23 protein-coding genes and 1 pseudogene are annotated in these 25573 nt (G+C 45.7%); 5 read left to right on the forward strand and 19 right to left on the reverse strand.

All coding sequences use genetic code 11. The annotated features are described in order from the left end of the window. Positions 1-2: 2 nt before the first annotated feature. The 8 genes from B147_RS0114760 to B147_RS0114805 form a co-directional block, all read right to left on the reverse strand. Positions 3-1517: a phage baseplate assembly protein V gene (locus B147_RS0114760; RefSeq protein ID WP_020587971.1), complete on the reverse strand. Its 1515-nt coding sequence runs from the start codon at positions 1515-1517 to the stop codon at positions 3-5. Next, entirely contained in the window at positions 1514-2272 is a 759-nt protein-coding gene (locus B147_RS30365; protein ID WP_020587972.1) for a CIS tube protein, read from the reverse strand. Before B147_RS30365 ends, B147_RS0114760 begins: the two co-directional genes overlap by 4 nt. After that, the gene (locus B147_RS0114770) at positions 2260-3378 is read right to left on the reverse strand and encodes a hypothetical protein (RefSeq protein WP_020587973.1); all 1119 of its coding nucleotides are present in this window, start codon (positions 3376-3378) and stop codon (positions 2260-2262) included. Before B147_RS0114770 ends, B147_RS30365 begins: the two co-directional genes overlap by 13 nt. Beyond that, positions 3362-3850: a phage tail protein gene (locus tag B147_RS0114775; RefSeq protein WP_020587974.1), complete on the reverse strand. Its 489-nt coding sequence runs from the start codon at positions 3848-3850 to the stop codon at positions 3362-3364. The genes B147_RS0114770 and B147_RS0114775 overlap by 17 nt, the downstream gene beginning before the upstream one ends. Positions 3851-3871: 21 nt before the next feature. Then, complete coding sequence (locus B147_RS0114780; RefSeq protein ID WP_020587975.1) at positions 3872-5095, reverse strand: phage tail sheath family protein; 1224 nt, start codon at positions 5093-5095, stop codon at positions 3872-3874. Positions 5096-5111: 16 nt separating this feature from the next. Further along, entirely contained in the window at positions 5112-5561 is a 450-nt protein-coding gene (locus B147_RS0114785; RefSeq protein ID WP_020587976.1) for a hypothetical protein, read from the reverse strand. Positions 5562-5761: 200 nt separating this feature from the next. Next, the gene (locus tag B147_RS0114790) at positions 5762-6739 is read right to left on the reverse strand and encodes an alpha/beta hydrolase (protein ID WP_020587977.1); all 978 of its coding nucleotides are present in this window, start codon (positions 6737-6739) and stop codon (positions 5762-5764) included. 754 nt (positions 6740-7493) lie between these two features. Next, entirely contained in the window at positions 7494-8009 is a 516-nt protein-coding gene (locus B147_RS0114805; RefSeq protein ID WP_020587980.1) for a PilZ domain-containing protein, read from the reverse strand. A gap of 179 nt (positions 8010-8188) precedes the next feature. Between B147_RS0114805 and B147_RS0114810 the strand changes: the two genes are divergently transcribed. The 3 genes from B147_RS0114810 (at position 8189) to B147_RS0114820 (ending at position 11595) form a co-directional block, all read left to right on the forward strand. Further along, positions 8189-9898 (forward strand): cache domain-containing protein, encoded by a 1710-nt coding sequence (locus B147_RS0114810; protein ID WP_020587981.1) that lies wholly within the window; start codon positions 8189-8191, stop codon positions 9896-9898. Positions 9899-10002: 104 nt separating this feature from the next. Further along, positions 10003-10806 (forward strand): DNA ligase, encoded by an 804-nt coding sequence (locus B147_RS0114815; RefSeq protein ID WP_051085672.1) that lies wholly within the window; start codon positions 10003-10005, stop codon positions 10804-10806. A gap of 135 nt (positions 10807-10941) precedes the next feature. Beyond that, on the forward strand, positions 10942-11595 hold the full coding sequence (locus tag B147_RS0114820) for an L-fuculose-phosphate aldolase (protein WP_020587983.1): 654 nt from the start codon (positions 10942-10944) through the stop codon (positions 11593-11595). A gap of 12 nt (positions 11596-11607) precedes the next feature. Here B147_RS0114820 and B147_RS30370 read toward each other — a convergent pair whose 3' ends face one another. After that, the gene (locus B147_RS30370; RefSeq protein WP_020587984.1) at positions 11608-14229 is read right to left on the reverse strand and encodes a PAS domain S-box protein; all 2622 of its coding nucleotides are present in this window, start codon (positions 14227-14229) and stop codon (positions 11608-11610) included. Between the two features lie 4 nt (positions 14230-14233). Further along, a complete protein-coding gene (locus B147_RS0114830) occupies positions 14234-15382 on the reverse strand; it encodes an ABC transporter substrate-binding protein (RefSeq protein ID WP_020587985.1) in 1149 nt (382 codons plus the stop codon). Positions 15383-15473: 91 nt separating this feature from the next. Between B147_RS0114830 and B147_RS0114835 the strand changes: the two genes are divergently transcribed. After that, the gene (locus B147_RS0114835) at positions 15474-15656 is read left to right on the forward strand and encodes a hypothetical protein (RefSeq protein WP_020587986.1); all 183 of its coding nucleotides are present in this window, start codon (positions 15474-15476) and stop codon (positions 15654-15656) included. A 32-nt stretch (positions 15657-15688) separates the two neighbouring features. Here B147_RS0114835 and B147_RS0114840 read toward each other — a convergent pair whose 3' ends face one another. From B147_RS0114840 to B147_RS30375, 3 genes are read right to left on the reverse strand one after another with little or no spacing between them, the layout of a single operon-like run. Continuing rightward, complete coding sequence (locus B147_RS0114840) at positions 15689-16078, reverse strand: response regulator (RefSeq protein WP_020587987.1); 390 nt, start codon at positions 16076-16078, stop codon at positions 15689-15691. Then, positions 16065-18188 carry a response regulator gene (locus B147_RS0114845; RefSeq protein ID WP_020587988.1) on the reverse strand — a complete coding sequence of 708 codons (2124 nt, stop codon included), beginning with the start codon at positions 18186-18188 and terminating at the stop codon, positions 16065-16067. The genes B147_RS0114840 and B147_RS0114845 overlap by 14 nt, the downstream gene beginning before the upstream one ends. Positions 18189-18201: 13 nt before the next feature. Then, a complete protein-coding gene (locus B147_RS30375) occupies positions 18202-20853 on the reverse strand; it encodes a PAS domain S-box protein (RefSeq protein WP_020587989.1) in 2652 nt (883 codons plus the stop codon). Between the two features lie 229 nt (positions 20854-21082). Here B147_RS30375 and B147_RS0114855 point away from each other — a divergent pair, with 229 nt between their 5' ends. Then, the gene (locus tag B147_RS0114855) at positions 21083-21394 is read left to right on the forward strand and encodes a hypothetical protein (RefSeq protein WP_020587990.1); all 312 of its coding nucleotides are present in this window, start codon (positions 21083-21085) and stop codon (positions 21392-21394) included. On the opposite strand, the gene B147_RS31245 is transcribed toward B147_RS0114855, so the two are convergent. The 6 genes and pseudogenes from B147_RS31245 to B147_RS31510 form a co-directional block, all read right to left on the reverse strand. Beyond that, complete coding sequence (locus B147_RS31245; RefSeq protein ID WP_157237897.1) at positions 21379-22152, reverse strand: energy-coupling factor transporter transmembrane component T family protein; 774 nt, start codon at positions 22150-22152, stop codon at positions 21379-21381. The genes B147_RS0114855 and B147_RS31245 overlap by 16 nt on opposite strands. Beyond that, positions 22149-22892, reverse strand: coding sequence for an energy-coupling factor ABC transporter ATP-binding protein (locus B147_RS0114870; protein WP_020587993.1), 744 nt, complete (start codon positions 22890-22892; stop codon positions 22149-22151). Before B147_RS0114870 ends, B147_RS31245 begins: the two co-directional genes overlap by 4 nt. A gap of 14 nt (positions 22893-22906) precedes the next feature. Beyond that, positions 22907-23431, reverse strand: coding sequence for a biotin transporter BioY (locus B147_RS0114875; protein WP_020587994.1), 525 nt, complete (start codon positions 23429-23431; stop codon positions 22907-22909). Between the two features lie 28 nt (positions 23432-23459). Next, entirely contained in the window at positions 23460-24395 is a 936-nt protein-coding gene (locus B147_RS0114880) for a biotin--[acetyl-CoA-carboxylase] ligase (RefSeq protein ID WP_020587995.1), read from the reverse strand. Positions 24396-24551: 156 nt separating this feature from the next. Beyond that, positions 24552-25277, reverse strand: coding sequence for a VPLPA-CTERM sorting domain-containing protein (locus B147_RS0114885; RefSeq protein WP_020587996.1), 726 nt, complete (start codon positions 25275-25277; stop codon positions 24552-24554). Positions 25278-25305: 28 nt separating this feature from the next. Next, a pseudogene (locus tag B147_RS31510) lies at positions 25306-25573 on the reverse strand (IS1595 family transposase); the annotation flags it as partial.

A 25573-nucleotide genomic window follows, 5' to 3' on the forward strand; every position in this document is an offset into this window, starting at 1 on the left:
AATCATCCTTTGGTAAAATCTATATTAGCCCCTTTAAGGGTTATGGTTTTTCCGCTCGCCTCAATGATCACATCGGTTTTTGAATTGATTTCAAGACGCTGGGGCCCAAGTTTTATAGAACTGCCGGGCTTGTTTTCAAGCACAATGGTCTGCTCGTTATCATTTAAAACTAGTTTTTGGCCTAGCGGGGAGATCAATGAGAAACTGCTGACACTGCCGGAATCAATTCCCCATTTGTGTGAGTTGTTTGCATCGGGGGAAACACCGCCTAAAACCAGGCCCCTGCCAGGGTTGCTGTTCATAAAAAGAACGAGAACCCTGTCCCCGACACAGGGAAGCATTACCAGGCCTTTTTCTTTTCCTGAAGCGGGAAGAACCACATTCAGCCATCCTGTTTCAGTGTCATTGTAAGCTTCAAGGTTGACTTTTATTCTGCCGGTATTTTCAGGGTCATTGATGTCTGTTACTGTTCCAAAGGTTGTTACTGCTTCAGGTTTGCCAGACCTGTTTTCAGGGGGCATTGTTGTGAACCTTGAAATATATCCGTATTGCGTATTCAGGATGTGGGTGACTTCCGTAAGTTTATAGTTTCCTTTAAATTCACCTGCAACCTTATCAACAAAGGCTGTTATACCCGGAAACAATTGTGGGGTTCCCTCAGCAGTGCCGCTAAAGGAAATTTCACTTGCCTTGCTGATATCAAGCGCCGCCCTGGACAGTGATTCCGCCTCCCTTGTGTTGCAGACAGGCATATCCACCAGCTGTTTTTCAGATGCAAGATTCTCAGCATTTTTACTTAACTGAAAATCAATATTGGAGCCGGTTCCGGACTCAGAAACTTTACTGTCGTTAAGCTCTGCAAGAAAAGGGTTCCATCCATTTGTATAAACAGATTTTAATGAACGTGAACTATTTACTTCAAAACGGCACTCATGAAGGTTCTCACCGGCAGTAAGATGAATATCAGGCTCAGAAACACAAAGATCAAAAATGTTAATGCAGTTTTGATGAAAAAAGAAAAAACACCCTGAATCACGGCAAATTCTAGTAACAAAATCAATATCGCTTTCATTAAACTGAACCAAGCGTTCCCATTCGGTAAGGGCTTTTTTCTCCAAAACCTTAAAATCACACATCTCTTTAAAGATGTCCGAGGCCGTCACTTGAGTATACGTTGTTGTCTGCTGTGTTTTACAGATAGAAATAAGAGGGTCATACCCCCGTACTGATGTTGTAATATTGCCTTGGGGCCCGTAATGATACTCAGTTGCCGTAAAAACGCCTTTAAAAAGAGGGTCTGCCTCACCCCTGATATTAACTGTAAATTCCGTACCGGGAACCATGTTGTCAGAGGCAACGATCGTCCCTTCATCATCTGAAAATTCTATCTCACAGACAGATGGAACACAAAGTTTCTGAATAACGGTAATCCCGGTTATTTTTTTTACAATACCTGGGAGCAGTGGCTCACCGTTTACTTCAATATCTATATCAGGCAGTGTCGTTAACGGTCTCATAATAGTTTTGTCAATGCCTCCATGGATGGAATTTTTATCAGTTTGTTGCCATAGTTTTCCGCAATGTCCATAATGCCGTTAAATGCTGCAAGTACACGCCACAAAGAAGGTGTATTGTAATAGCGGGCAGCAATGGCATCCAGCCTATCATTCAAGACAGAGATATTTGATAGGTTTTCCAGTTCTTCAAGGATTTCAGCCTGCTGATAGGGAGACGTTATGTCCAGTGCGTCTATAAGATCAGCAGAATTGTTGATTAACCGGATTAATTTTTCAATCAGATCAGAGATGGTAAATTCATCTTCCGTTCTTCGTAATCTTAACGTGACCCAGGAACGTCTTGGTACACCGCTCTTTGTAAAGTAATCAAGCCTTTCTGCAATATCCGTTATTACTCCGGGGATATTCCAGTTTTTACCCCAGATCATCCGTACCGTTTTCGGACCTTTGGAACCGAACCCCCCGTATTTGTTTTCCGCCATTTCAAAAAAGGGCGCAGTATAGTCCCTTACGTCGCCGGATATTATCCCTGATCCCCTGATAGTAACGTCAAAAAGCAGTTCCATCTCAATATAAGTTACGCCTCCGCCGGTATACAGTAACGGCATATCACTCTGGTTATAGCCTGAAATAAGCCCGCCGATGGATTCTTTTTCTTTCACACCCGCACTTCTTTTAATGGTAATCGTTTCAGGGTTCAGCATACAGCTGATTCTTAAGTCATCCGGTTCAGTTAAAAAAGCTATACGCTCCATAAGCCCCCTTTCTGTTCTGTTTCAAGGATTGTAATGCGTTCTAAAACGTTTACTGCCGGAGTGTATTTCCGGATAGGGGGAGTAATTTCAGGCAGTTTTGGCCAGACACCCTTTGAGACAGACATGTGAATCCCTGCTTTCGTTTTTCTTTCAGCGTCCATGGTGTGCCTGCTTTGAGTATAATTATTTGATTTTACTATTGTTTTGTTGTTATTGATGTCTGGAGTCTGTTTTTCAATAGGCCTGAAACGAATATCAGCATCCATTGTTTTATCCCTGTTTAAGGGCATTTTTGTTTTGGTTTGAATACTGGATTTTCTCTTTTTTTTAAATTTTCTATGAAAATCAAAATCACTTGTTGAATTACTATCATGTTTTACTATGGGTTGAATCTGGGTGTTGACAGTCAGGGGCTGCCTATTGCGGTTGGAAAAAATAGCTTTGGGTTTAGTTTGATTGCCAAAGATGGTTTTTTTTATCTTAACTAAAACAGGCTCCTTTATGCTGACAAAGGGGTCATCAATCTCTTTAGGCAAAATATCGCTTTCGGGGGATGCTGTTTTGATGGATTCCTTTGTAAAATAAGCACGTTTTTCGGTCAATGCCGACGGTACTTCTTTTAAATTATAACCCGGTTCACTCTGTATCTTTGGGGCTTTATGAAATTCATAACCTATATTTTTTTTTGTTCCCGGATCTATCCATGTTTTTGTTGTTTTATTGAATATACGATTATCTTTTTTTACTGAAAAACCGGCCTTGGTATCATTTTTTATATTTTCAACGGGACTTACAGTATAATGAACATCTGTTTGTTTTTTGCTGACAGAGTCATCTATTGTATTAATGGGTCCGGTATCCGGTGCAAGGCCTGTGTGGCTATTCCAGGCAAACCATTGAACCTCTCCTGCGGCAGCTATTTTTTCCGCCCACTGAGCAGGAGGTGTATCAGAGGTTAAAAAAGGTTCGAATTTATTCTGAAAAATCATGCTCTGTTTATCTACTGATGGCGTTTCAATGGATGTATAAATTAAATCCGATGTTTTTTTTAACAGCCTTGCAGTAAATAAAGCCAATTTTATTCCGGCTTTACTTTTGATCACCATCACCACCACTTTGACCTGTACGCTGCAGTGTTTCATATACAAGGGTTACGCTTTCTATTGCGATTTCTTTTCCCATCGCATCAAGTTCAGCACCTTTCCATTCCGAGGCCCATGCATTGATCAGGTCCCACTGCATCACAGGAAGGCTTCCCGAGCTGTTCAGCAGTTGGATCGAAACATTCTTTCTTTCAATATTTCCGTTAACACCGCTCATAAACCAATCCCATAAAACCCTGGAATCCGTAAGGCCGTATTTAAGTTCAATATCTCCATATTCAACCGGACCGGGTATTTTTCTCACAACCTGGTTGTTGCCTGCTTCCCTGTATGAAATGCTTTCTATTTTAACACCCATGCCGCTGCATTCCATAAAGTGACCTTCGGTCATGTCGCCGATTAGAAGTTTGAAATTATATGATCTGTAAGGATCCTGAACAGCCATGGTTTTATCTTGTTTGTTGCTTTCAGCCATATTTTGTATCTCCTTTATCGATTATTCTTCTTCACTTGTTTCTATACCGCCTTCAGACTGTCCTATTTTAAAGACAACAAACTCAGCGGGCTTAACAGGGGCGACGCCTATTACCGTCACGACCATCCCGGCATTGATCACATCAGAAGGATTGATTTCATCATCACACTTAACAAAAAAGGCTTCTTCCGGCGTAGTTCCTTTCAATGCACCCTGTCTCCAAAGCATGGTTAGAAAGGCAGACACATCCCGTTTAATGGAATTCCATAAGGTTGCATCATTGGGTTCAAAAACCACCCACTGTGTGCTTCTGGCAATGGATTCCTCAATCATATTAAACAGGCGCCTAACGTTAATGTACTTCCATTCGCTGCTACTTTCAGCAAGAGTTCTGGCTCCCCAGACCCTGATCCCCTGACCCGGAAAAAATCGAATGCAGTTCACGCCGTTAATATTCAGCTCCCCCTGCTCCTCACGGGTGACACGGTAAGAAAGATCCAAAGCACCGCGAATAGATTCGTTTGCCGGTGCTTTATGAACGCCCCTTGTGGAATCAACCCTTGCATAAATTCCTGCGATGTGGCCTGAAGGAGGAACCGTAACCATTTTTTTTGGTGAAAGCGGATCTTTGACAACAAGCCAAGGAAAATAAAATGAGCCAAAACCGCTGTCCGATGTTCTGGCACGCAGCCCTTGTTCTTTAGGCGTGGCTGTACCGGCATCAGAATCGCCACCTGAACCGGCTGCTGGTTTTGGTGCAGCCACTTTTGTAAGGTTGTTCAACAACGTTACCTCTTTCGGGCCGTCAAGCACTGCCACCCTGTCTTTCATTTTTTCACAATGCGTTAGGACAGCATCATAGGATGCAGGATCCGTGCATCCGGGTGCAGCAACAATGGCAATCTCGTCAATCTCTTCAAAAAGATCAAGGCCTTCGCGTCCGGCCCCGCTACTTCCGGAAAGATTTCCGTTTTTTCCGACATTTACGATATAACAAAGGCCGCTGCAGTTTTGAAAAAAACCGAATACCGCCTGGGAAAGATCTGTGCTCTGATCACCATGAGAAACAAATTCTTTTACAAACTGAAGCCAGTTTGTTACGGGGACAAGCTCATTAACATGGGCGTTGGCATTTGGTGCCGTTCCAATAAAACCTACGGTACTTGTGCCGACGGCCTCAATGGGTCTTGGGCCTGATGCTGTTTCTTCAACATAAATTCCCGGGGTCTGGTAGCTTAAAGCCATAATGGTCTCCTTAATTTTACTTAATGATGTTACCTTTCAGAACATGTGGTTTTTCAACCAGTACTGGTGATTTTTTCTCTTTCTCACAGTTCAGTGGTATCTTTATTAACAGGGACGGTTTGGGCGTAAGATTCATTGCCTGCCATTCTGACGGCAAGAGGCCTTTTTGATCAACTTCAATAGTGTCATGGCCAAGGGCTGCCACTGTCAGTGTCGCTACGGTATCGTTTATAAGGTGAATATCATCTGAAATAACAGTGATAAGATATGTTAGAACCAACTGTACTGTATTATTAACAGGTCTTGCACCTGTTGTGACGGAACTTGCTATCTCCTTGAGATAGACAGAAACAAAAGCATGGTCACCCCGCTCTTCCGGAGCAAGTTCAGGGGCTATTTGCGTATGACCTGTTGTTTCAGTAATCCACCTTTTAAGCATATTGTATGTATGTTCAGTTTTTATCATCACTTTGTCCGGCCATGTAAGTTAAGCAAAAATTTATGAACACCGGTTTTCATTTCCATGGGATTGCGTTTCAATCCCCCATACCGGTGGGATGTTAAGGCCTTCGGATGTTCTTAAGCACCGGAACACAATCCGCGATATCCGTTGTAATGTCAAAATGACACTGTATTGCCTGGCCCCCTATTCCAAGGGACGGGAATCTATTTTTCTCTGATTATTGTAGTACGCCGAAACTCATCTTCAGGGAACACTCTTCCTGACTGCAAGGTGTCAAAGATGTGCTCAAAGACTAATCCCGGCCGCCCGCTCACTCTTCCTGATCTAAAGTAGGAATGCCCGGTTGGGTTGTCATAAGCATTATTGACATCATCACAGTCGACGGAATAAACATTTGCAGGTGTCTTGTGCATATCTTCAGGACCGGTATGTCCAAGACGGCGAGAGGCTATTTTATTTTTAAGATTTGAAGCCTTGCTGGCGCGGAGTGCTAAATCATCAGATGCATGGTACACGATAACATTTCGCGATGAATGGCATATCAATTCACCCCGTTCATTCTTGTGCAGTGACTCATTTACTATATCAGCAGCGACGAGGAATGTACTGCGAAAAACTTGCGGAACGCCATCAGAAAGGTCGTATTTATTCCAAACGGCTAAAGTCTCTCTTAAAACTCTATTTCCCATTGAATGCGCCAGAATATTAATCCTCTTGAAGCAAGGGTCAGATTGAGGATTGTACTTTTCCGAACTTCGCCAGGCTAAAAACTTTTCTAAAACCCGGGCAAACGAATAGGCGCTTGAATCAGCTGATTTTTGATCATCCCAATAGTCTTTAACAATCCCAAAGTCATTGTCACAGGGCCATATCAAGGGAACAACCAGGATCTCTTCCTTCTTTTTATGATCGCATAACCTTTGAAATTCCTCTGCTGCTTTAAATACACTTTGGGGTAGATTGGAGAAACCATGAAGGTAGATGAGAATTTGCCGATAGGGCGATTTTTTAAGCTGAGAAAGAAAGTCTATGCTCCCCAATTCCCGGCAGGAGTCATCACCTGTTGTTTCGCAAAAAAAGACCGAATTGCTGGGCGCATTGTTATCCAGGTCAAAATCAAACTTTCGTCCTTTACGTGATCTAATGCTCTGTCTTGGAAACCGATTGGTAATAAATAGCATTTCATCCTCCTGATAAATGTTATTTTCAAGTCAACGAGATGATCATCACATAGTCCTGCTGGTGTATATGAAAGTACCGCCAAGTTACTTTCATGTTTTGTTGTGGGCTATGCCTGGCAATTGATATGTCAGGTCGGCCCATGGCCGTTATTAGATGCAATGGTGGTGCTGCTCCGCGCCATGCGCGGACCAAGCAGACTGCGTCCGCGTGCGCTATTGGGTCGAGGGCCTTGTGTGTGCCGGATACAGCACATGCGCTTAAAAGCTAAATCAAATGTAATAGATTTCCAAGCATTTGGCAATGTCTTAGAGATTTCCCATGGGAAGGCTTATGTCAAGCGGATATGCGGCGGCTTGAGGGCCCGGGTCCCGGAGGCGAAAGGCGTCCCGGTAAGAGTGAACGATACCTGGGCCCAATCTTTTTTCGGACGGCCCACCCAAAATCCACAAGAGAGACATGTTGGGGCATTGTTAAAAATGAAATTGGCCGCAATTGTGATTTTACAATGAATAATTTAATTCAGCAGCTTGAAAGTGCGTTTGGCAAGGTTACCGCCAAGACCTGCGCTGGGTTGATAAGGAAACTTGTGATATTGAAGATGCCTTTTGGCGGGACGATGCTGCTCTTGATGAACAAAATTGAGAATCGAGGTAACCGGAATAGCTACTCTGTCTCTTGGGTAAACTTCGAGTGCGATTATACCACACGATTTGGACTAAAGTATCAAGCCATTTGACCGGAACTATAGTATTTTTAAGAGATAAAAAGGTCTTCAATATTTGGTCTGAGCCAGCTTGCCTTTGGATGATTTTCACCTAAGTAAAGAATTCCAATACCTTCATTGGTTTTTCTTGCCACCCTGCCAACCTCCTTGACGGGTTTTAAATCAGGTCTCTGAAAAGTTATCGTGAGTTTATCAAAAATTTTGAAATCATCTAATGGGATAGATTTAATAAAAATCCCAGTCTCACTTATGTTGACACTAGTTCCTCTATAAAGTTTTCCCTTAAAAAAGATATCAACCGGCACCTCGCAATCCAACCTTTTAGAATTACGCCAGTCAGATGAATTTTGATATACTTTTTGGGAAGTCATTTTCCCCTCTTTTTTTTGATTCATTGAAGCATAACTAAATAAATTTATCAATTTGAATGTCCGTTGTAAATAATCAAGATTAAATATCCCCTTGTTTTTTGCTGTATATAGCGCAGAATCTGCCCGCCTCATGATATTTTCGAGAGTATCCGGATCTGATTTTGATCCAAACATTGACAAACCGATGCCAACCGTAAACTGGACAGTCCCCTGGTCCAAGTTCTTTAAGATATTCAGAGGTGCTCGGGCATACTTTGAGAAAGATTGACATTTTTTTTGATTTATGTGAATATATTAATAATAAATTTAAGTAGTTATTTTAATTCTATCTTTTTTAGGGAGGGCCGTGCCATATGCTCGAAAATGTGATGCAGAAGATGTTTAAGACCACCTCGCGGCGAATTGCTGTGCCGGCACTTTTGACGGTCGTTCTTTATGTCATCGCCATGTTTATTATTTTTCTTCCTCATATTGAACAAAGCTTTATCAGCAGGAAGAAAGAAATGATCCGCGAGTTGTCTGAAACGGTCTGGAGCCTGGTTGACAACTACCACGAACGAGAGCTGTCCGGTGAACTGACCCGGCCCGATGCTCAGAACCGGGCACTCCTCCGGATCGGCACACTCCGGTACGGTCCTGAAAAAAAAGATTATTTCTGGATTACCGACATGACGCCACGGATGATTATGCATCCGTATCGCTCGACTATTGTGAACAAGGACATCAACGATATCCAGGATTCAGATCTCAAAAGGCTTTATTTAAGGTTTAACGAGGTGGTTGCGGAGAAAGGCGCCGGGTACGTTGATTATCAGTGGCAGTGGAAAGACGACCCCAACAGAATGTCTGACAAATTGTCTTATATCAAGGGCTTTCAACCATGGGGCTGGATTGTGGGTACCGGTATGTATCTCGATGACATTTATGCGGAAATCGACGCCATACGCAATAAGTTTATCGCCATTTCCACCATTATTCTGGGCATCGTTCTGATTCTCTCCCTGTATTCCATTCGCCAGACCATGAAGGCCGACAATGAACTGATGCTTACCTTAATTGAACGTAACGAATTGAATGAATCGCTGAAAGAAAGCAAAGAGCGCTTTCGGAACCTTCTGGAAAATACCAGTGACTGGATATGGGAAAGCGATGAAAAGGGACGGTATACCTATTCAAGCCCCAGAGTGGAAGACTTGCTGGGTTTTTCATCGAACGAAACCATGCACAAAACCATCATGGATTTCGTTCCCGTCAATTTAAAGAGCCTGTATCAGGACACCTTCAAAAATCTACTTGGCGGTCAAAAGGCATTTAAAGGGTTTGAAACTACATGCCAGGGAAAAAACGGCCAGCATGTGGTTGTCGAAAATAATGCGGTTCCGGTTTTTTCAGAAAAAGGTGGGCTTTTGGGATATAGAGGGGTGACGCGGGACATCACGGATCGGAAAATGGCCATGGAAGCGCTTAAAAAGAGTCGAGACGTCCTGCATGCAAATCTTGAGGAGACCGTAAAGTCATTAGTCTCCGCAGAGGAAAAACGTGATCCTTACACTGCTGGCCATCAGACACGGGTTGACCGATTGGCCTGTGCCATTGCACGAGAACTCGGACTTTCAGATCAGCGGATTGAAGGACTGCATTTTGCCGCACTCCTGCATGATATCGGCAAAATTGCCCTGCCGTCCGAATTTTTGTCCAAACCGACCCTTTTGTCCCACCAGGAGCATGAAATCATCAAATGCCATTCCCAGGTCGGGTACGATATTTTGAAAAACATTCATTTCCCATGGCCGGTTGCGGAAATCGTATATCAGCACCACGAATATCTTGACGGTTCGGGGTATCCCAGGAATCTGACCGATAAGGAAATTCTTCTTGAATCGAAAATACTGACGGTTGCCGATGTGGTGGAGGCCATATCATCCCACCGCCCCTACAGGCCGTCTCTTGGCATGGACGCCGCACTGGAGGAAATACAGAATGGCCGAGGAATTCGGTATCATCCCCCTTGTGTGGACGCCTGCCTGAAGCTCATCAAAGATGAAAAGGTGGATTTATCGTGATTGTCAGATCACCAATATTTCCAAATCAAACCAAGTGAGGTTTCATGTCTGATTTCGCCAACCGGATTGATTGTAAAATTATCAGGATATGGTCATTGGGGACAATGGTGAGCTTCTTTTTTTGTACGTTTTGCCAGGCAGAAGCATTGCATTTGCAAAAGGCCCGGTCGTATACCGGAAAAGAAGACATCAAGGGGTGGGTAATGAGCGAAAAACTTGATGGGATAAGGGGATACTGGGACGGCAGTCGTTTGTTGAGCCGTAAAGGTCTGCCCCTGTGCCCGCCCCCATGGTTTCTCAAAAACTTTCCCGTCTTTGAATTGGATGGCGAGTTGTGGAGCAAACAAGGGGATTTTGAGTTTATTCAGTCTGTGGTGCTTGATGTCGAGCCTGGTCCGGGGTGGGAAAAAATAAGTTACCATATTTTTGAGGTGCCTAATCAGCCAGGGACCTTTTTACAGCGCCTTGACAGGGCGAAAGAGTGGTTTAAAACCCATCCTGCTCCCCATGTCAGGGTGATCCCGCAGATTCTCATTCAAGATAGATCGGACCTGGACCGTTTTTTTATTGAAGTGGAATCAAGGGGCGGTGAAGGCGTGATTGTAAAGAATCCCAACATACCCTATCAAACCGGCAGAAGCGCCCATCTCCTCAAGGTTAAAAAAGCCAGGGATATGGAAGGCCTTGTTATTGGTATTAACAAGGGGAAAGGCAAATATCACAATGCCATGGGTTCGCTTACGTTAAAATTGGAAAACGGCGTTGTTTTCAAATTAGGGACCGGGTTCACAGACAAGGTTCGAAACAATCCGCCTGCCGTCGGAACAACAGTGACCTTTAAATATCATGGGTTCAGCAAAAGCGGAGTCCCGAAATTTGCCTTTTTTTTAAGGGTGAGGGCGGATTGAACCGGTCTTGATCGCAGTATGAGTTTAATCATTCCTGTTGGAGCGTGTTTGCAGCCTTAAAAAATAGGTGATAGACAAGATTCGGAGTTTTCAAATTGTCATAAAAAGGTGGGCCATTTTCTTACGGAGGCGTTTATGAAATTGAAAGATGAGAGAGAAGCTGTTGTGCGTTTTGGTCTTAAAATGGTGGAGTCCGGTCTGACCACGGGTACCGGTGGAAATCTGAGCATTATTGACAGGAATTCGGGAACGGTGGCCGTCAGTCCCAGCGGGATCGAGTACGCGGCATTACAGCCCCAGGATGTTGTCCTCACAGATATGCAGGGAAATATCATGGATGGAAAGGCCAAACCTTCGAGCGAGCTTGGGTTTCACCTCTCTTTGTATCACCGGCGTAAGGATATACAGGCAGTTGTTCATACCCACTCCCCCTATGCGGTTACCATGGCCTGTCTGGGGTGGGAAATCCCGGCAGTTCATTATCTTGTGGGGTTTGCCGGAAAAAAAGTGCCCCTGGCACCCTATGCTACATTCGGTACCCTGGAGCTGGCTGAAATCGTAGCCGAATATATTGGAGATTATAACGCCCTGCTGCTTGCCAATCACGGACTTGTGGCTGTGGGCAGCGGTATGGATACAGCCTTTGCCGTTGCCGAAGAAATTGAATTTGTCGCCCGGATTTATTATCAGACCAAAAGCATCGGAAATCCCGTCATCCTGCCGGATGAAGAGATGGATACCGTACTTGAAAAATTCAAGACTTATGGGCAAAAAAAAATGGCGAAATGATCCTTGATAAAATTAAGGTGCTGTCAAAGGAATCCGGATAACAAATTTAGCACCTGCGCCGGGACTTGATTCCACCGCCATTTCGCCTTTATGGTGTTCGGTGATGATAAAATAAGAGACACTTAGACCCAATCCCGTTCCTACCCCCACAGGCTTGGTGGTGAAAAAGGGATCAAAAATCTGTTTGCGGGTCTTTTCATTCATACCGGGCCCGTTGTCCTCTATCTCCATACAAACCATGTCCCGGGCCGGGGCGCCAAAGGTCCTGAGAATGAACTCGGGATTGGAAGTTCCGGCCTCCTGCATAGCCATGGCCCCGTTGGCCAGGATATTGAGTATCACCTGTTGGATTTTCCCGGCCTGGCAGGGAACGGCAGGCAAGTTGCCGTCATATTCCCTGGTGATTTTAATTTGTTTAAAGTCATACGCCTTTTTCAAATTGTAATCCGTTGCTGCAAGCTCAACGGTTTTGTCCAGGATTTTGTCCAGGTAATGGGTGGATACGGTTGCTTCGTCTTTCCGGGAAAAATTGAGTATATTGTTCACAATTTCAGACACCCGCTGCCCTGACTCGATAATGGTTCGGATCATCCGTGGTATGCCCCTGGCTGCCATGAACTGCTCAATGGCCTCAAGACTGGTGTCAGCTGCTTCTGCCGCTTTTCGGCTGGCGGAGATATCAAGGTCTGCAGTGAGTCGCTGTGCCATTACCTGGGCGGTCTGCACCATACCGGCCAGGGGGTTGTTGATCTCATGGGCCATGCCCGCGGCCAGCCCTCCCACGGACAACATTTTTTCGCTTTGAATTATTATCTCCTCCATCTGTTTGCGTTCGCTAATGTCCTGGACAAAGGCGAGATAGTACTCCTGGTCCTCAAAATACATGATCGCTGTTATGACCTGGATGGGAAAGATATCTCCATTTTTGCGCCGGTGATGCATTTCAAGGGTTACGCTCCCGGCCTTGCGCAGCTGTTTTACCATGTTTTTCCAGACGTTAACGCTCTGGTCCGGATCAAAATCAAACACAGACATGCGGCAAAGTTCCTCCCGGGAATAGCCTAAGCTTCTGCAGCCTTGTTCATTCACGTCCAGAACCCTGCCGTTATATCCCATCCGCCAGATGCCGATGGGGGCCTTGTCTAAAGAGGACTTTGCAAGACGAAGAGAAGTTTCCATGTTTTTACGCTGGGAGATATCCGTTAATACACCATAATGAAAAATGACATCATTGATTTTCCTGGGGGTGGAATGGCCTTCAAACCAAATTTTTTTTCCGGATGGTTTAGTAAATCGTCCCTCATAATGCCAGGGTTTGAGTAATTCGATCGCTTCCTCCACAGATTGGACAAAACGGGGTTGATCATTTTCGGGAAGGCAGGCCACAAAATTTTCAATCAAATTCTTATGATTGAAGTCCAGGCCGAAAGTTTCCATGCCCCGTTCCCGGGCGACAGTGTTAACTGCCCGGGATGTATCTGATTTAGGGTCGGCAATGTGCTGGAACACCACGCCGGGGATATTGACCAGAATATCCTTGATCCGCTCCTCGCCGGCTTTGAGTTCATCTTCCCGCTGGTTGATCTTTTGTGCCATACGTTCAAGGCGTTGGCTTAGAAGGGAGAATTCTTTTGTTTTGTGTTGCGGCCATTGAAGATCGTAGGCTCCGTCGGCAACGGATGCAGTTCGTTCGATATAGGATTCAACAACAAAGGAGAATTTGCCGGCCAGAACTTGGCCGATGAACAGGGAAAAGGTCAGGGCAAGAAATAGTCCCAGGCCAATTAAGGTAAGGATATTCCACAGTGACTGAAACGCTTTGCCGACCGGCTGGGCGATCAGTATTTTCCAACCGGTTTCATCCATATCCACCACTGTACCCAACATTTTTCGACCATTGAGTTCAAATGTCTTTGAAACCGGCCGGGGTGTATTTTTCGATCCTGTTCCGGCAATAAAATCGTCTTTCAAAATTTGCCCCCAAAACTGCCCCAGGGAATCTGCCAATACCTTTCCCCGCTCGTCGACCACTAATGTCAGCAATTCAGACTTCACGGGCAGATGGCCAATAAATGCAGACAGGTTATCCAAGGCCATTTCCCCGATAATAACGCCATTTGCCAATGGAAACGTTGCCGCTACCGCCGGCCGGCTATTGAGCGTGGATAGAAATATTTGTGACCATGCCGGTTTTTCAGAGCCTTTCTGGGAAAGGATAAACCTGCGGCCGGGAAAATCCAGTCCAATGAAATCGGAACGTTTGAGCCGATGGAACTTGCCCAGGCCGGCCGCTTGAATCAAACCGTTTTTATTGTCAACCACAAACAGGGCTTCGAAAAATTCCCCGTTACCGCAATGGGCATCCAGTAAATCAGCCAGGTCCATGTTATTTTTGAATTGCCGGTTGCTTAGGTATTCGGCCAGGGCGAGAATTTGGCGTTCTCCGCCAGCCAGGTGGGAGGATATCTGGCCGGCAATGGAGCGGGCCATGGCCTGGTGCTGGAGACCTGTGCGGGCTTTAATGGTCGGCAACATGAAACCGTAGGTCAGACAGGCAATGGTGACCACCGGCAAAACTGCGACTACAGCAAAATGCCGGGACAGATAATTTTTTAAAGAAATGTTAGATCCCATGGCTTCATTCCAACGGCTCAAATTGATGGTTGCGGATTGTGTACATAAAGACTCCGCCGTTCATATCCCCGTATGCATCAAATTTGATTTTTCTTTGAAGCCCGTTGAATTCGCCCAAAGAAAGTATGGCATCTTTTAAACTTTGCCCGGATTTACGGGTCTCTAATGCAGCCAGAACCACCTGGGCCGCATTATAGCCATTCAAGCTGCCGATTCCGGGCTCAAGCCGGTAACGGGTATAAAAAATCTTTTGAAATTGTTTATACCGGGGATGAGAGCTGTTCCAGTCTACGGAAATGGGCAGGGTTGAACCTTCAACAGCCCAGCTGCCCAGCTCAATAAACCTGTGGGATGCACTCCAGCTTGACAAGGTGATTTTGACTGATAGACTGATTTTACGAATTTGCTGACATAGCATGGCCGAATCCATGGCATTGGCGACGATCAAGACACCATCCGGTTTGTTTTTTAGCAACGCATCTGCGATTTGAAAAAAAGAACGTCCGTCTTCGGATGTAAAGCTTATAACAGAAAGAATTTCCCCTCCGCCGGCCTGGAATGTTTTTCTAAAATTTTTTATGAAGGACTTACAAAATGAAGGATTCCCCCTGTGAAAGGCAACAGTAATGCGCTGCATATTTCCTGACTGGATCTGGTAATCGGCGTTTACCCGTGCCTGGACATCGGCAGTGGGGCAGACGCGGAAAAAATAGTCGTCCTGACCGGAAAGCCGTGTCGTGGTCGCCGTAGGGGAGACAGTGACTATCTGAGATTGGTTCAGGTAAGGTACAATGGCCATGGCAATGGTGCTGGACATGGGACCGATCATGGCATCAACCCCCAGTTCAATTAATTCCTGTACATCTCTTACCGCCGCATCAACATCATGCTGGTTGTCTCTGATCACCAGTTCCACACGGCGCCCGTGGATGCCGCCCTTTTCATTGCATTGGTCCACAGCTAGTTGTAGCGCATAACGCGCCGATATCCCCATCTCTGCCATGTGTCCGAACGTGCCGGTGATAAAGCCGATGCGAACCGGTTCTCCCGGACCGCAGCCCTGCAGGGAAACGGCAAAAAACAGTGAAAGGATAATTTGTTTCAGCGCCTGGCCTTTTGCGAATATGATATTGGACGGGGTTGTTCTTTTCATAAAATATCCTTGGTTTTTTGCGGACCGCCGGCAAGACCATTTTGGGTGTTTCATATAAAAAGCGCTTGACCCGGTTTTAAGGAGATATGAGATGCCACCATGGAGTCACTCCGGTTCGGCAAGTTTTTCGGTTACGGATGCTGCGCATAAAGACTGCTCTTTTCACATCCCCGCACAGGTCAAAAATGATTTTACCCTGGCGCCTGTCGAATTCGTCATAAAAAAGCCCGATCATGCTACCGGGTTGGATTCAGCAGTCATTTCCCCTTTATGACCAGAATCCGTGGGCGAATATTTTTATGCACGTTATTTCATCGGAGGTTCTAACATGCTTTTGATTGTTATTTCCAGTTTATCAATATTTGTTACCGGCTTTCCAAAAACTTGATCTGCAACATTGGGGCATTGACGAATATCTTCCGATGTTTCATATTCAGGTGAGCCTGTACAGATGATGAAAACCATAGCGGGGTATTTTTTTGATGCGTTTCTGATAAATGTTTCTCCATCCATCCCGGTCATACGAATATCTACGATGGCCGCAGAACAGGCCTGGTTTTTGAGCAGTTCCAGCGCGGATTCACCACTTTCCGCATCAAAGACCAGCCAATCCCGGTCTTCAAAATAGTCAATAAAACTCTGTCTGATATAGATTTCATCATCAACGATCAATATGCTTTCTTTAATTTGTTCCATGGTTCTCCCCAAGTTTGCCTAATTCGTCGCGAATGGCCAATGTTAAGGTTTGTATGGGAACAGGTTTGTGCAAATACCGGCGAATACCCATTTTAGCGGCGTCCTTTTCAGTAAACGTTTCATGAAATCCCGTGCAAAGAATTATTGGGGTATCCTTTGCCAGAGATAAAATTTTTTCCGACAATAACCTGCCGTCCATATTGGGCATGCTCATATCGGTAATCACCAGGTCAAAGGCATCCGGTTTTTCCTCAAAGGCCTTGAATGCGGATATGCCATCAGTAAAACCGGATACGGTATATCCCATATTGGCAAGCATTTGCTGGGTGCAATCCAGAATACTGTGTTCATCATCAACAAGTAGAATACGTTCCGTCCCTTCCGAATTTTTTATACTGTATTCCGGTTTTGTACATTTATCCAGTGGGTTATTGAATACCGGGAAAAAAATGTCGACAACCGTGCCCTTACCGATCCGACTGTAAACTTTTATCATGCCGTTATGTTTTTTTACAATGCTGCTGACAACAGCCAAGCCCAGACCTGTTCCCTGGGAGACTTCTTTGGTTGTGAAATAGGGATCAAAAATTCGGCCCATAATTTTTTTATCAATACCGCATCCTGTATCCTTTATCTGCAGTGCAATATACTCACCGAAAGGGCACCCCTCTTCCAGCTCTTCCCTGGAGAGTTCAGCATTTCTTAAATATATGGACAGGGTTCCCCCGGTCTCCCTCATGGCGTGATATGCATTGGTGCATAAATTCATCACTACCTGATGAATCTGGGTTGCGTCAGCCACAACCCTGCCTTTGGCGTCAATTTTTTCTATAATTTGGATGGTGGAAGGGATGGACGATCGAAGGAATTTCACAGCTTCTTTAACGATCAGATAAATTTTTAAAGGTTGCATTTCAGATTCGGCCTGCCTGCTGAAGGTCAGGATCTGGGAGACAATTTCACTGGCACGCCTTGCTCCGTTCATCACCTGGCCTATATTTTTTTGGGCCTTTTGATTGTTACCAATGTCCATTTTGGCTAATTCTGCATAACCGATGATACCGGAAAGGATATTATTAAAATCATGGGCAATCCCTCCGGCCAGTGTGCCGATTGCTTCCATTTTCTGGGCTTGTTGAAGCTGAATTTCCTTTCTTTTGGACTCTTGAAATGCCTTGATGGCCCGTATGGTCTCGCAACAATAGGACGAAAGGATGGCGCCAATCTCTTTATCCTGGGCAACAAAGGGGGGGCTTTGTTTATTGTGAAGCGTGATGACACCAATGGGATTGCCGGAATCTTCTCTTATGGGGAACGCAAGAAATGAACCATTTGAATACCCGGGCCATCCACTGGGCAGATAAATATTTTCTTCCTTAATATTGTCGACAAGAAGTGCCTGACCCTTCTCCAAAATTGTTTTGAATACAGAGTCATCAGGTAACGGAAAAGGGATGAATTCAGGCGTATGCCCGGGAATAATTGAATGCACAAGCCGCAGCCCATCCTCTCCAAGCAAATATAAACTGCCGCCGCCGGCCGCCATATGGGCTGCAAATTCTTCAAGCACCTTTTTGCCGAAATGTTCCATTTCAACGCAACCATGCAATCGTTGTGTGGTTTCAACAATTTTATGCAACCGCGCATTGATGTTGAATAAATGTGTGTTGGCATTTTTAAGCTCACAGGTTCTTTCCTTTACCATACTTTCCAGATTTTCCTGGTACGCTTTATTTTCCTGAATTAATCTATTCTTTTCCAGAGCCCGATTTATTGAATGATCTAATACGGTAAAATTTTTAATGGGCTTTTCCAAATAATCCCATGCACCGTGGCGTAATGCCTTTACCACACCCCCAATATGATTTGCGCCTGAAATAACGATCACGGGCAGATCCGGGATTATCTTTTTTCCGTGCCGCAAAACGTCAATACCATCCATTCCCGGCATCCTCAAATCCAGCAGTACAAGATCAGGTTTCTCAGAAGAGATAAATGCAAGGCCCTGCCTGCCGTTTTCTGCTGTTATAACATCATAATCATTATCTTCCAGATAAGCGGCAAGGCTTTGTCGGATATTTTTTTCATCATCAATGACTAGTACTTTCAACGGCAGCCCCCTTCTATTGCTCAATCTGTTCCAATGGCAATCGTATAATGAACCTTGATCCTTTCCCTAACGAGGAAGCCACATCCATGGTCCCGCCATGATTCTGCGTAATGATGAAATACGAAACGGATAACCCAAGTCCGGTTCCGCTACCTATGGGTTTTGTGGTGAAAAACGGTTCAAAAATTTTTGACTGGGTATCTTTGTCCATACCAGGACCGTTATCCTCGATTTCTATGCGTAGCATCTTTTCTTCTTTAGCAATGCGTAAGATAAAGCAGGGTGTGTAACCGCTGCCCATGCCCTGGGACTGCATTGCCTGGGAACCATTGCGCAGGATATTCAACAGGACCTGCTGAATTTTTACCCCCTCACAGTCGATCATGGGCAGGTTATTTTCATACTCTTTTATAATTTTAATGGTTTTGAAATCGTACTGTTTTTTCATGTCATAGTCCGTACCGGCAAGTTCAAGCGTTCTGTCCATAAGCTGAGCCGGATGATGACTTGAAAAATCCGCATTTGATTTCCTGGAAAAACTAAGCATATTATTTACGATTTCGGCCACGCGTAGACCGGATTCATTGATGGCGTCCAACATCCTTAAAATACCCCTCTTTTGCATAAAGGACCTGATCTGATCGACAGATATGCCGGTTTCATCGGCGATTTTAAGATTTGCCTGCATCTCCAGATTTCCCAGTCTTGATTTCATCACATTCGCCGTTTGTATGATGCCGGCCAAGGGATTGTTGATTTCATGGGCCATGCCGGCTGCCAGCCCGCCAACAGACAACATTTTTTCACTTTGGACCATCATCTCTTCAAGCCGTACCTGATCAGTCACGTCATCGATTCGGATGACCGCACCGTCTACAACGCCATTGGCGGCAACCAGGGGGTAGATGGTAAGGTCTTCAAAACGGCCTTCCCGCCCGGTGTTAGATGATACTTTTGGCGTACTTATCACCCGGCGCTCCCTGATAGCGGTCATGATGCGATTCATTTCGCCGGCCAATTCGGGGAACACTTTGCCCAGCGGCCTGGCATATGCATCTTCAAACGCCACCCCGGTTATCTGCTCTGTCCGGTTGTTCCACTGGGTAATTTTCCCGTCCCGGTCCACGGCCACAAGTATGGACGGCATTGAATTGATAATATTGATTAAAAAATTCCGCAGCCTGGTCAGCTCTTTTTCATCTTCCTTCTGACGGGTAACATCCTGTACAAAGGCCACAGAGAACTCCTGGTCTTCAAAGGTCATCATGCGGCTGGTTACTTGGATGGGGAATATCCGGCCGTCCTTTCGCTGATGCTGGCTTTCATGGAAAGTGGTCCCGGTTTCACGTAACATATCAAGGGCTTCTTTTAAACTGTCGGTTTTTGCATGGGGATCAAAATCATATACTGTCATGTGGCACAGCTCATCCCGGGAATACCCAAGGCTTTGGCAACCCTGTTCATTCACATCAATAATTTCGCCATTATTCCCTGTCCGCCAGATGCCGATGGGTGCTTTGTCAATGATAAACTGGGACAGCCGCATTGAGGCCTCCATCTCCACCTGCCGTGACATTTCCACAACTTTTGTTTTAATTTTTGCCGCCATGGCATTAAAGGCCCAGGCAAGTTTGCCTATCTCATCATCGGCGCGGATAGGGACGATGACATCAAAGTTACCGTCTTCAATACCTTTCATTGCATTTATGAGGTGGTTAATGGGCGCTAAAATAACCGTATTCAGGCCGGAAATACCTAAAGCAATGACCAACAAAGGAACAATAAAAAGAAATAAAATCGTGGCTATCAGGTTGAATCGGCTCGCATCTTTAAGGTTTTTATTGGCAGAAGAACGCTGTAACGTGACTGTTGCAACACCGGTCTCAACTTCGATTTCCCGCGCTGTCAGGTCAAAATTAGATTTTGCCTCTAATATTTGTTGGTCAATATGACAAAGCGTCTTGTTCGATTCAACTATCAACCGCTCAAGGGAAGTTAGTTGGATAAACAATTCTGAAAACAGCCCGGAAATGCTGCCGTCCGAATCAATCCATTGAATCTGTGATGAAATAAACTGCTGATTTTTTTTAACTATGCTTTTGGCATCGTTTGAAAATTGTTTGGATATAAGCGCATTGAGGGCAACTACTGTGAGTTGATTAATGCTTTTTAATACATACGGTGCCAATGTGCTCTTTTCAGAAACCTTATCGCCGGGAACATAATCCGACTGGAGAACGGCCAACATGGTTGTCATTTTTTTATCCAGTTGGTGATAAAGCCGGTTTATTTTATCTCTTATTTGCCTGAAAGCCTGATCCGTATCTGCCGACGCCTGTTCTTTGAGGGAGATCAGGTCAACCAGCCGCAATCCTGATTCCGCCAGAATCTTATGCTTGGAAAGATACCGGTCGGCAGGTAACCGGAACTGCTCTTTTGCCGGCGGCGGAACATGTTCCTGGGCAACGATATTCTCTATCAGGCCGATTATATGATTCTTCCATTTTATAGACGATTGAATATCGATCAAATTCCGATTAACTTTGTCCCGGGCGTCCAAATTAAAGGAGACCTCGCGGTGGAGCCGGACACTCATCAACGCAAGCGTAGCAAAAATTAAAAAAAAGAGTGTACCTGAGATCAAAATTTTATTTTTAATGGTCACACGATAGATCCTTTTTTATTGTTTCTTCCAGAATCCACATCCCACCCAGGCTTTCCGCTCATCTTTCAGAACAATTCCTTTCATGTTTTGTTGTGGATTGAGCCTGGGTGTAGATAGACCAGGTCGGCCCATGGCTGTTAGCCCAAAAATTCATAAGTCGCCTTTTTCCCGCTTGTACATAAATAAAATATGCTTTGGAGTATCGGGTCGTTTAACGTTAGATTAAAAGATGAAATTGATTTTATCAAGAAGTAAAAATGTTGTAAAGCCTTGGGATGCGGGGTTGTGGGCCGGTTTAGATGAAATTCGCCATTTTATGGTATATCCCCGTTTAAAAAAGGGACGCGAAACGACGAACCAGGCGGTTGAAAAAGCCGGCCGGATTTCTGCCTGGACCGCAGGCATTACCCAGGATATTATCCATGTCAACCTGGCCGCCGAGGCTACCGGTCACCACAGCAACACAATACTGGAAGAAGTGAAAGACCTGTTTACGGTTACTGAAAAACTGACTGCGGCTGTTAATCAGTTTAAGATTTGAGTGATCCAATAGTCCATCAATAGCATCCCGGCGGAAAAAATAAGTGTCAGACCCACGATCCAACTTTCTTTTCTATTGGGGATAAATCGTGGATCCGTCCGATGTTCACTGTAACACCGGGCCTGCATGGCAAGGCTCAGGTCATCTGCGGATTGAAACGTTTTTTTCAGCAGGGGCCAGGACAGGTTGACAAGTCGGCGCACAGGATTTTTCCTCAAATTGCCGCACCGGGCATTGACCGCATGGGTCACTTCCCCGGCGTTATCAAGGATCAAAGGCATGAATTTCAAGGCTAAACCCGCCATCACGGCCACTCGGTTTTCAGGAATAAAAGGAACAGGTTTGAAAAACCACTGGACTGCCGCCTTGATTTCCATGGATCTTGTGGTGGCAGTCAATATAAGCCCCAACAGCATAACGACCAGAAACCGTATCGATACCAAACTACCTGAAGTAAACCCCTGGCGGGTCAGGCTGAATCCGTACAGGGTCACCATGGGATCGCCGGGTGTGGCCGCCCACCGGCAGAAAAATATCAATATCAAAAATAAAAGAAAAGCTTTCAACTGCGTCACAAGCCTTACCGGACCCAACCCCAATGTTTTCAGTATCGCCATTAAAAAGCACAAGCAGATAATATTCCCCGGCAATCCCGTCTTCAGTACGGTCAGGCTCAACAGACAGACCAGAAGGCATTTGCACCGGACATCCAGAGTATGCCATACGGTGTTGCCGGGGTGATAGGAAAAAAGAGTCACAATGCCCAGACCTGTGCCATGGGGGTAAACGGATTTTTCACGCCATATGATTCAAGGCAAGGGGCAAGGGAAACAGGATCGCCTTCTTCCGCAATCCGTCCTTTGTCCATGACGACCATTTTGGTGGCAAGCGTGATCACCGGTGCCACATCATGGGTGGTCATGACAATGGCATGTCCGGACTGGTGCAGCTTTCGGCATAGTTTGACCAAGGATACCATAGATGGATAATCCAGATTGGCAAAGGGCTCGTCAAAAATAATAAGGTCCGGTTCCATGACTAGGATACCGGCAATGGCCAGACGCCGCTTCTCCCCGCCGGAAAGCGTGGCAGGGTTTCTGTCCCGTAAATGCCCCAGGTCGAGCAGGTTAAGGGTACTTAAAACGCTTTCATTAATCTCTTCCCGGCCCATGTTTAAATTTTCCGGGCCAAAGGCGGTTTCATCAAACACGGTATCTGCGATGATCTGGGTATCCGGGTCCTGGAACACCATGCCGATTTTTTTGCGGGCAAACACCAGGTTTTTTTTTATATCTTGCCCGTTAAGCAGAATCCGGCCGGTGTCCGGCATCAATAAGCCGTTAAAATGACGGATCAGGGTGGTTTTTCCGCATCCGTTTTTTCCGGCAAGTAAGATGAAATCATTTCGGGACACGGTCAGACAGATGTCAAAGATGCCTGCCTCCCCGGAACCAAAGGCATGGGTCAGATGCTCTATTTTCAGCAACTCTGTATCCATAAAACGCCTAAAACCTAAAATCGGATCAGGGGACGAAGCTTTCGGGCGATGATAACCGCTGCAGCCATTTTCAGTACCGCGCCGACAAGAAAGGGATACATGCCCACAGCCATGGCCTTGCCCCAGGATACAGCCAACACACATTTCAACCAGGGCACCCCGAACATATAAATTATCGCCATTCCCGCAATGGTGGCTGCACAATCTCGCACCAGTCTCTTTTCAGCGTGGCCGGATATTACTGAGGTAAGGAACACGGCAGGCAGATAAGACAGCAGATAACCGCCGGTGGGCCCGAACACCTTTCCAATACCCGAGGTGCCGCCGGCAAATACCGGCAGTCCGGCAAATCCCATGAGCAGATAAACGGCGACGCACCCGGCAGCCCAGGCCGGCGGCAGAATCAAACCCGCCAGAAGCACAAACATGTTTTGAAGTACAATGGGAACAGGGCCCACAGGTATGGCAATCATTGCGCCAACGCTGATCAGGGCGATAAAAAGGGCTGAATACACAATTGGTTTTACAGAAGTATCCATAGTTTTAGCATTCTTTCCAAGGAGGGGTTCAGGAGTGAAAACAATCACCATAAATAATTTTTCGGGTGATGCCGTCCCGGCTTTTGACAATAAGGGCACCGGTGTCATCCACATCTAAAGCCTTGCCCTCATACACCTGGTTATGGGTCTGAACCCGGACTTCGGTGCCGATAGTGGCGGTTCTGTCTTTCCACTGGTTGATGATCCGGGCCGGATCAACAGACTTAATACGGGATTCAAACAGATCCAAAAACCGGATCAGGATCTGTTTTCTGGAAACAGATTTTCCCAGGGCTGTTTTCAGGGAAATGGCCTGATATTGATCCGATTCCGGTTCATTGTTCACATTAAGACCAATGCCCAGAAACAGGAAATTAACCATATCCGCCCGGGTTTCTATTTCCGCCAGCATCCCGGACAGTTTACGGCCATTGAGCAGCAGGTCATTGGGCCATTTAACCCGGACATCCAGGTCAAATAAACCGGCCAGCACTTCGGACATGCAGGCAGACGCGGCAAAATTCATGGTCCACCCCAGGGGAGGCGGCAAATCCGGTTTAAGGATCAGGGTAAACCAGAGTCCGCCCCGGTCAGAGGCCCATGGCCTGTTTAGCCGGCCCCTGGAGGCTGTCTGGATTTCGGCAATGACGCAGCTGGCATGCGGGACGCCTTGCCGGGCTATCTTTCGGGCCTGGTCCATGGTTGAGTCAAGTTCTGGAAAATAAAAAATTTTGTCCTGAAGATGTGGTGGGAAGCAAAAAGGATACAGCAGGTTATCGGCGTTCTGAAGTTTATACCCCTTAGGCAAAGACTTAATCTCCACGCCGGCCTGCTTCAAGGCCTTGATGTGTTTCCAGACCGCCACCCGGGAGATTCCGGCATCTTCACTGATTTTGACCCCGGAAACAGGTTCACCCTCCGACCGGTATAAAGCTTTAAGAATTATTTGCCTCTTATCCGGCAACGTCTTGTTAACCTTCATAATAGATAGTGGTTAACAGAACAACCAAAGCTGCGTCAAGCAAAATTTTTCTCAAACATTAATTGATCACCCTGCAAAAAGCCGGAGAGTGCCTTTGCTTGCACCCTCCGGCTTTATTTGAACTTGATTTTCAGCAGGTTATTTTTTTCTTCTGATTGCGGCCAGGCCAATCAGTCCGGTGGTCATCAGAAGGCCGGCACCTGGAACCGGCACGGGATTGACGTCAGCATAGCTTTCGCCGACCAGGGCAAAAGAGATGGTCTCATTTGCATCAAGCTCAAGGCTCATGGTCAGTTCTCTCCAGGGTGTTATTTCTCCATTGTAGAGGTCTGCAAGATCGCCATACCAGGAAAACTCAAGGTCATCCATTAACGTCACTTCATCATCAATCAACAAAGATACGCCCGCCCAGACATCGGTGATATCGGTTCCGTCTGCATCACCGCCTATACCGAGCTGATAATCAACGGAAAATGTCAAGGTGCCTGCAGCGGTCGCTGTATATGTCCCACTGACCATGGTGGCAGCATATGCGTATTCATCATTGGCAACTGCGTCAATGGCTGCTTCACTATAAAGTTCTGAATCCTCAACACGGTCAACCTCGCCATAGGCGTATGCAACACCCGTTTCAACGAGAGCTTCTGTGCCCGCATTTGTCAGCCCATTCGCTTCAGCATTGGCAGTAAGGGTAAGGTTTGAAGAGACGGCCCCGCCATTAAATGAAATGTCAAAAGAGTCATAATCAAAACTCGAAAAAGCCCACGAAGTGGTAGTTGCAAATGCGCTGGGGGCGGAAATTGCAAAAATTGCAATGGATACGGCGGCTATGGCCGCTGTCAGTGATAATTTAATTTTTTTCATTAGGTTGTTTCCTTATTTTTTTTAAAGGCTATGTTCCCTTTAATAGTTGAAATTGCTCCAATGAGATACTCAGCAAAGATTCTGGCAATATACCTGGGCGCTGCTCAAGTGAACGCCGCCATCCAAGATAATTTTGTAAATATTTCGTAGCAACTCCGTGGAATCGGTGCAGCCAGCCTTTAAATCGGCTGTGATAGGCATTGACATTTTGGAGGTGGAAAGCTCCTTTAACTCTGCCACCTTTACTCAGATTAACAACCTCATGAGAAAAATTTTCAGCATCGCAAAAAGTTTGA

Origin of the sequence: Desulfobacter curvatus DSM 3379 (genome assembly GCF_000373985.1) — a bacterium.
Taxonomy (GTDB): Bacteria; Desulfobacterota; Desulfobacteria; order Desulfobacterales; family Desulfobacteraceae; genus Desulfobacter; species Desulfobacter curvatus.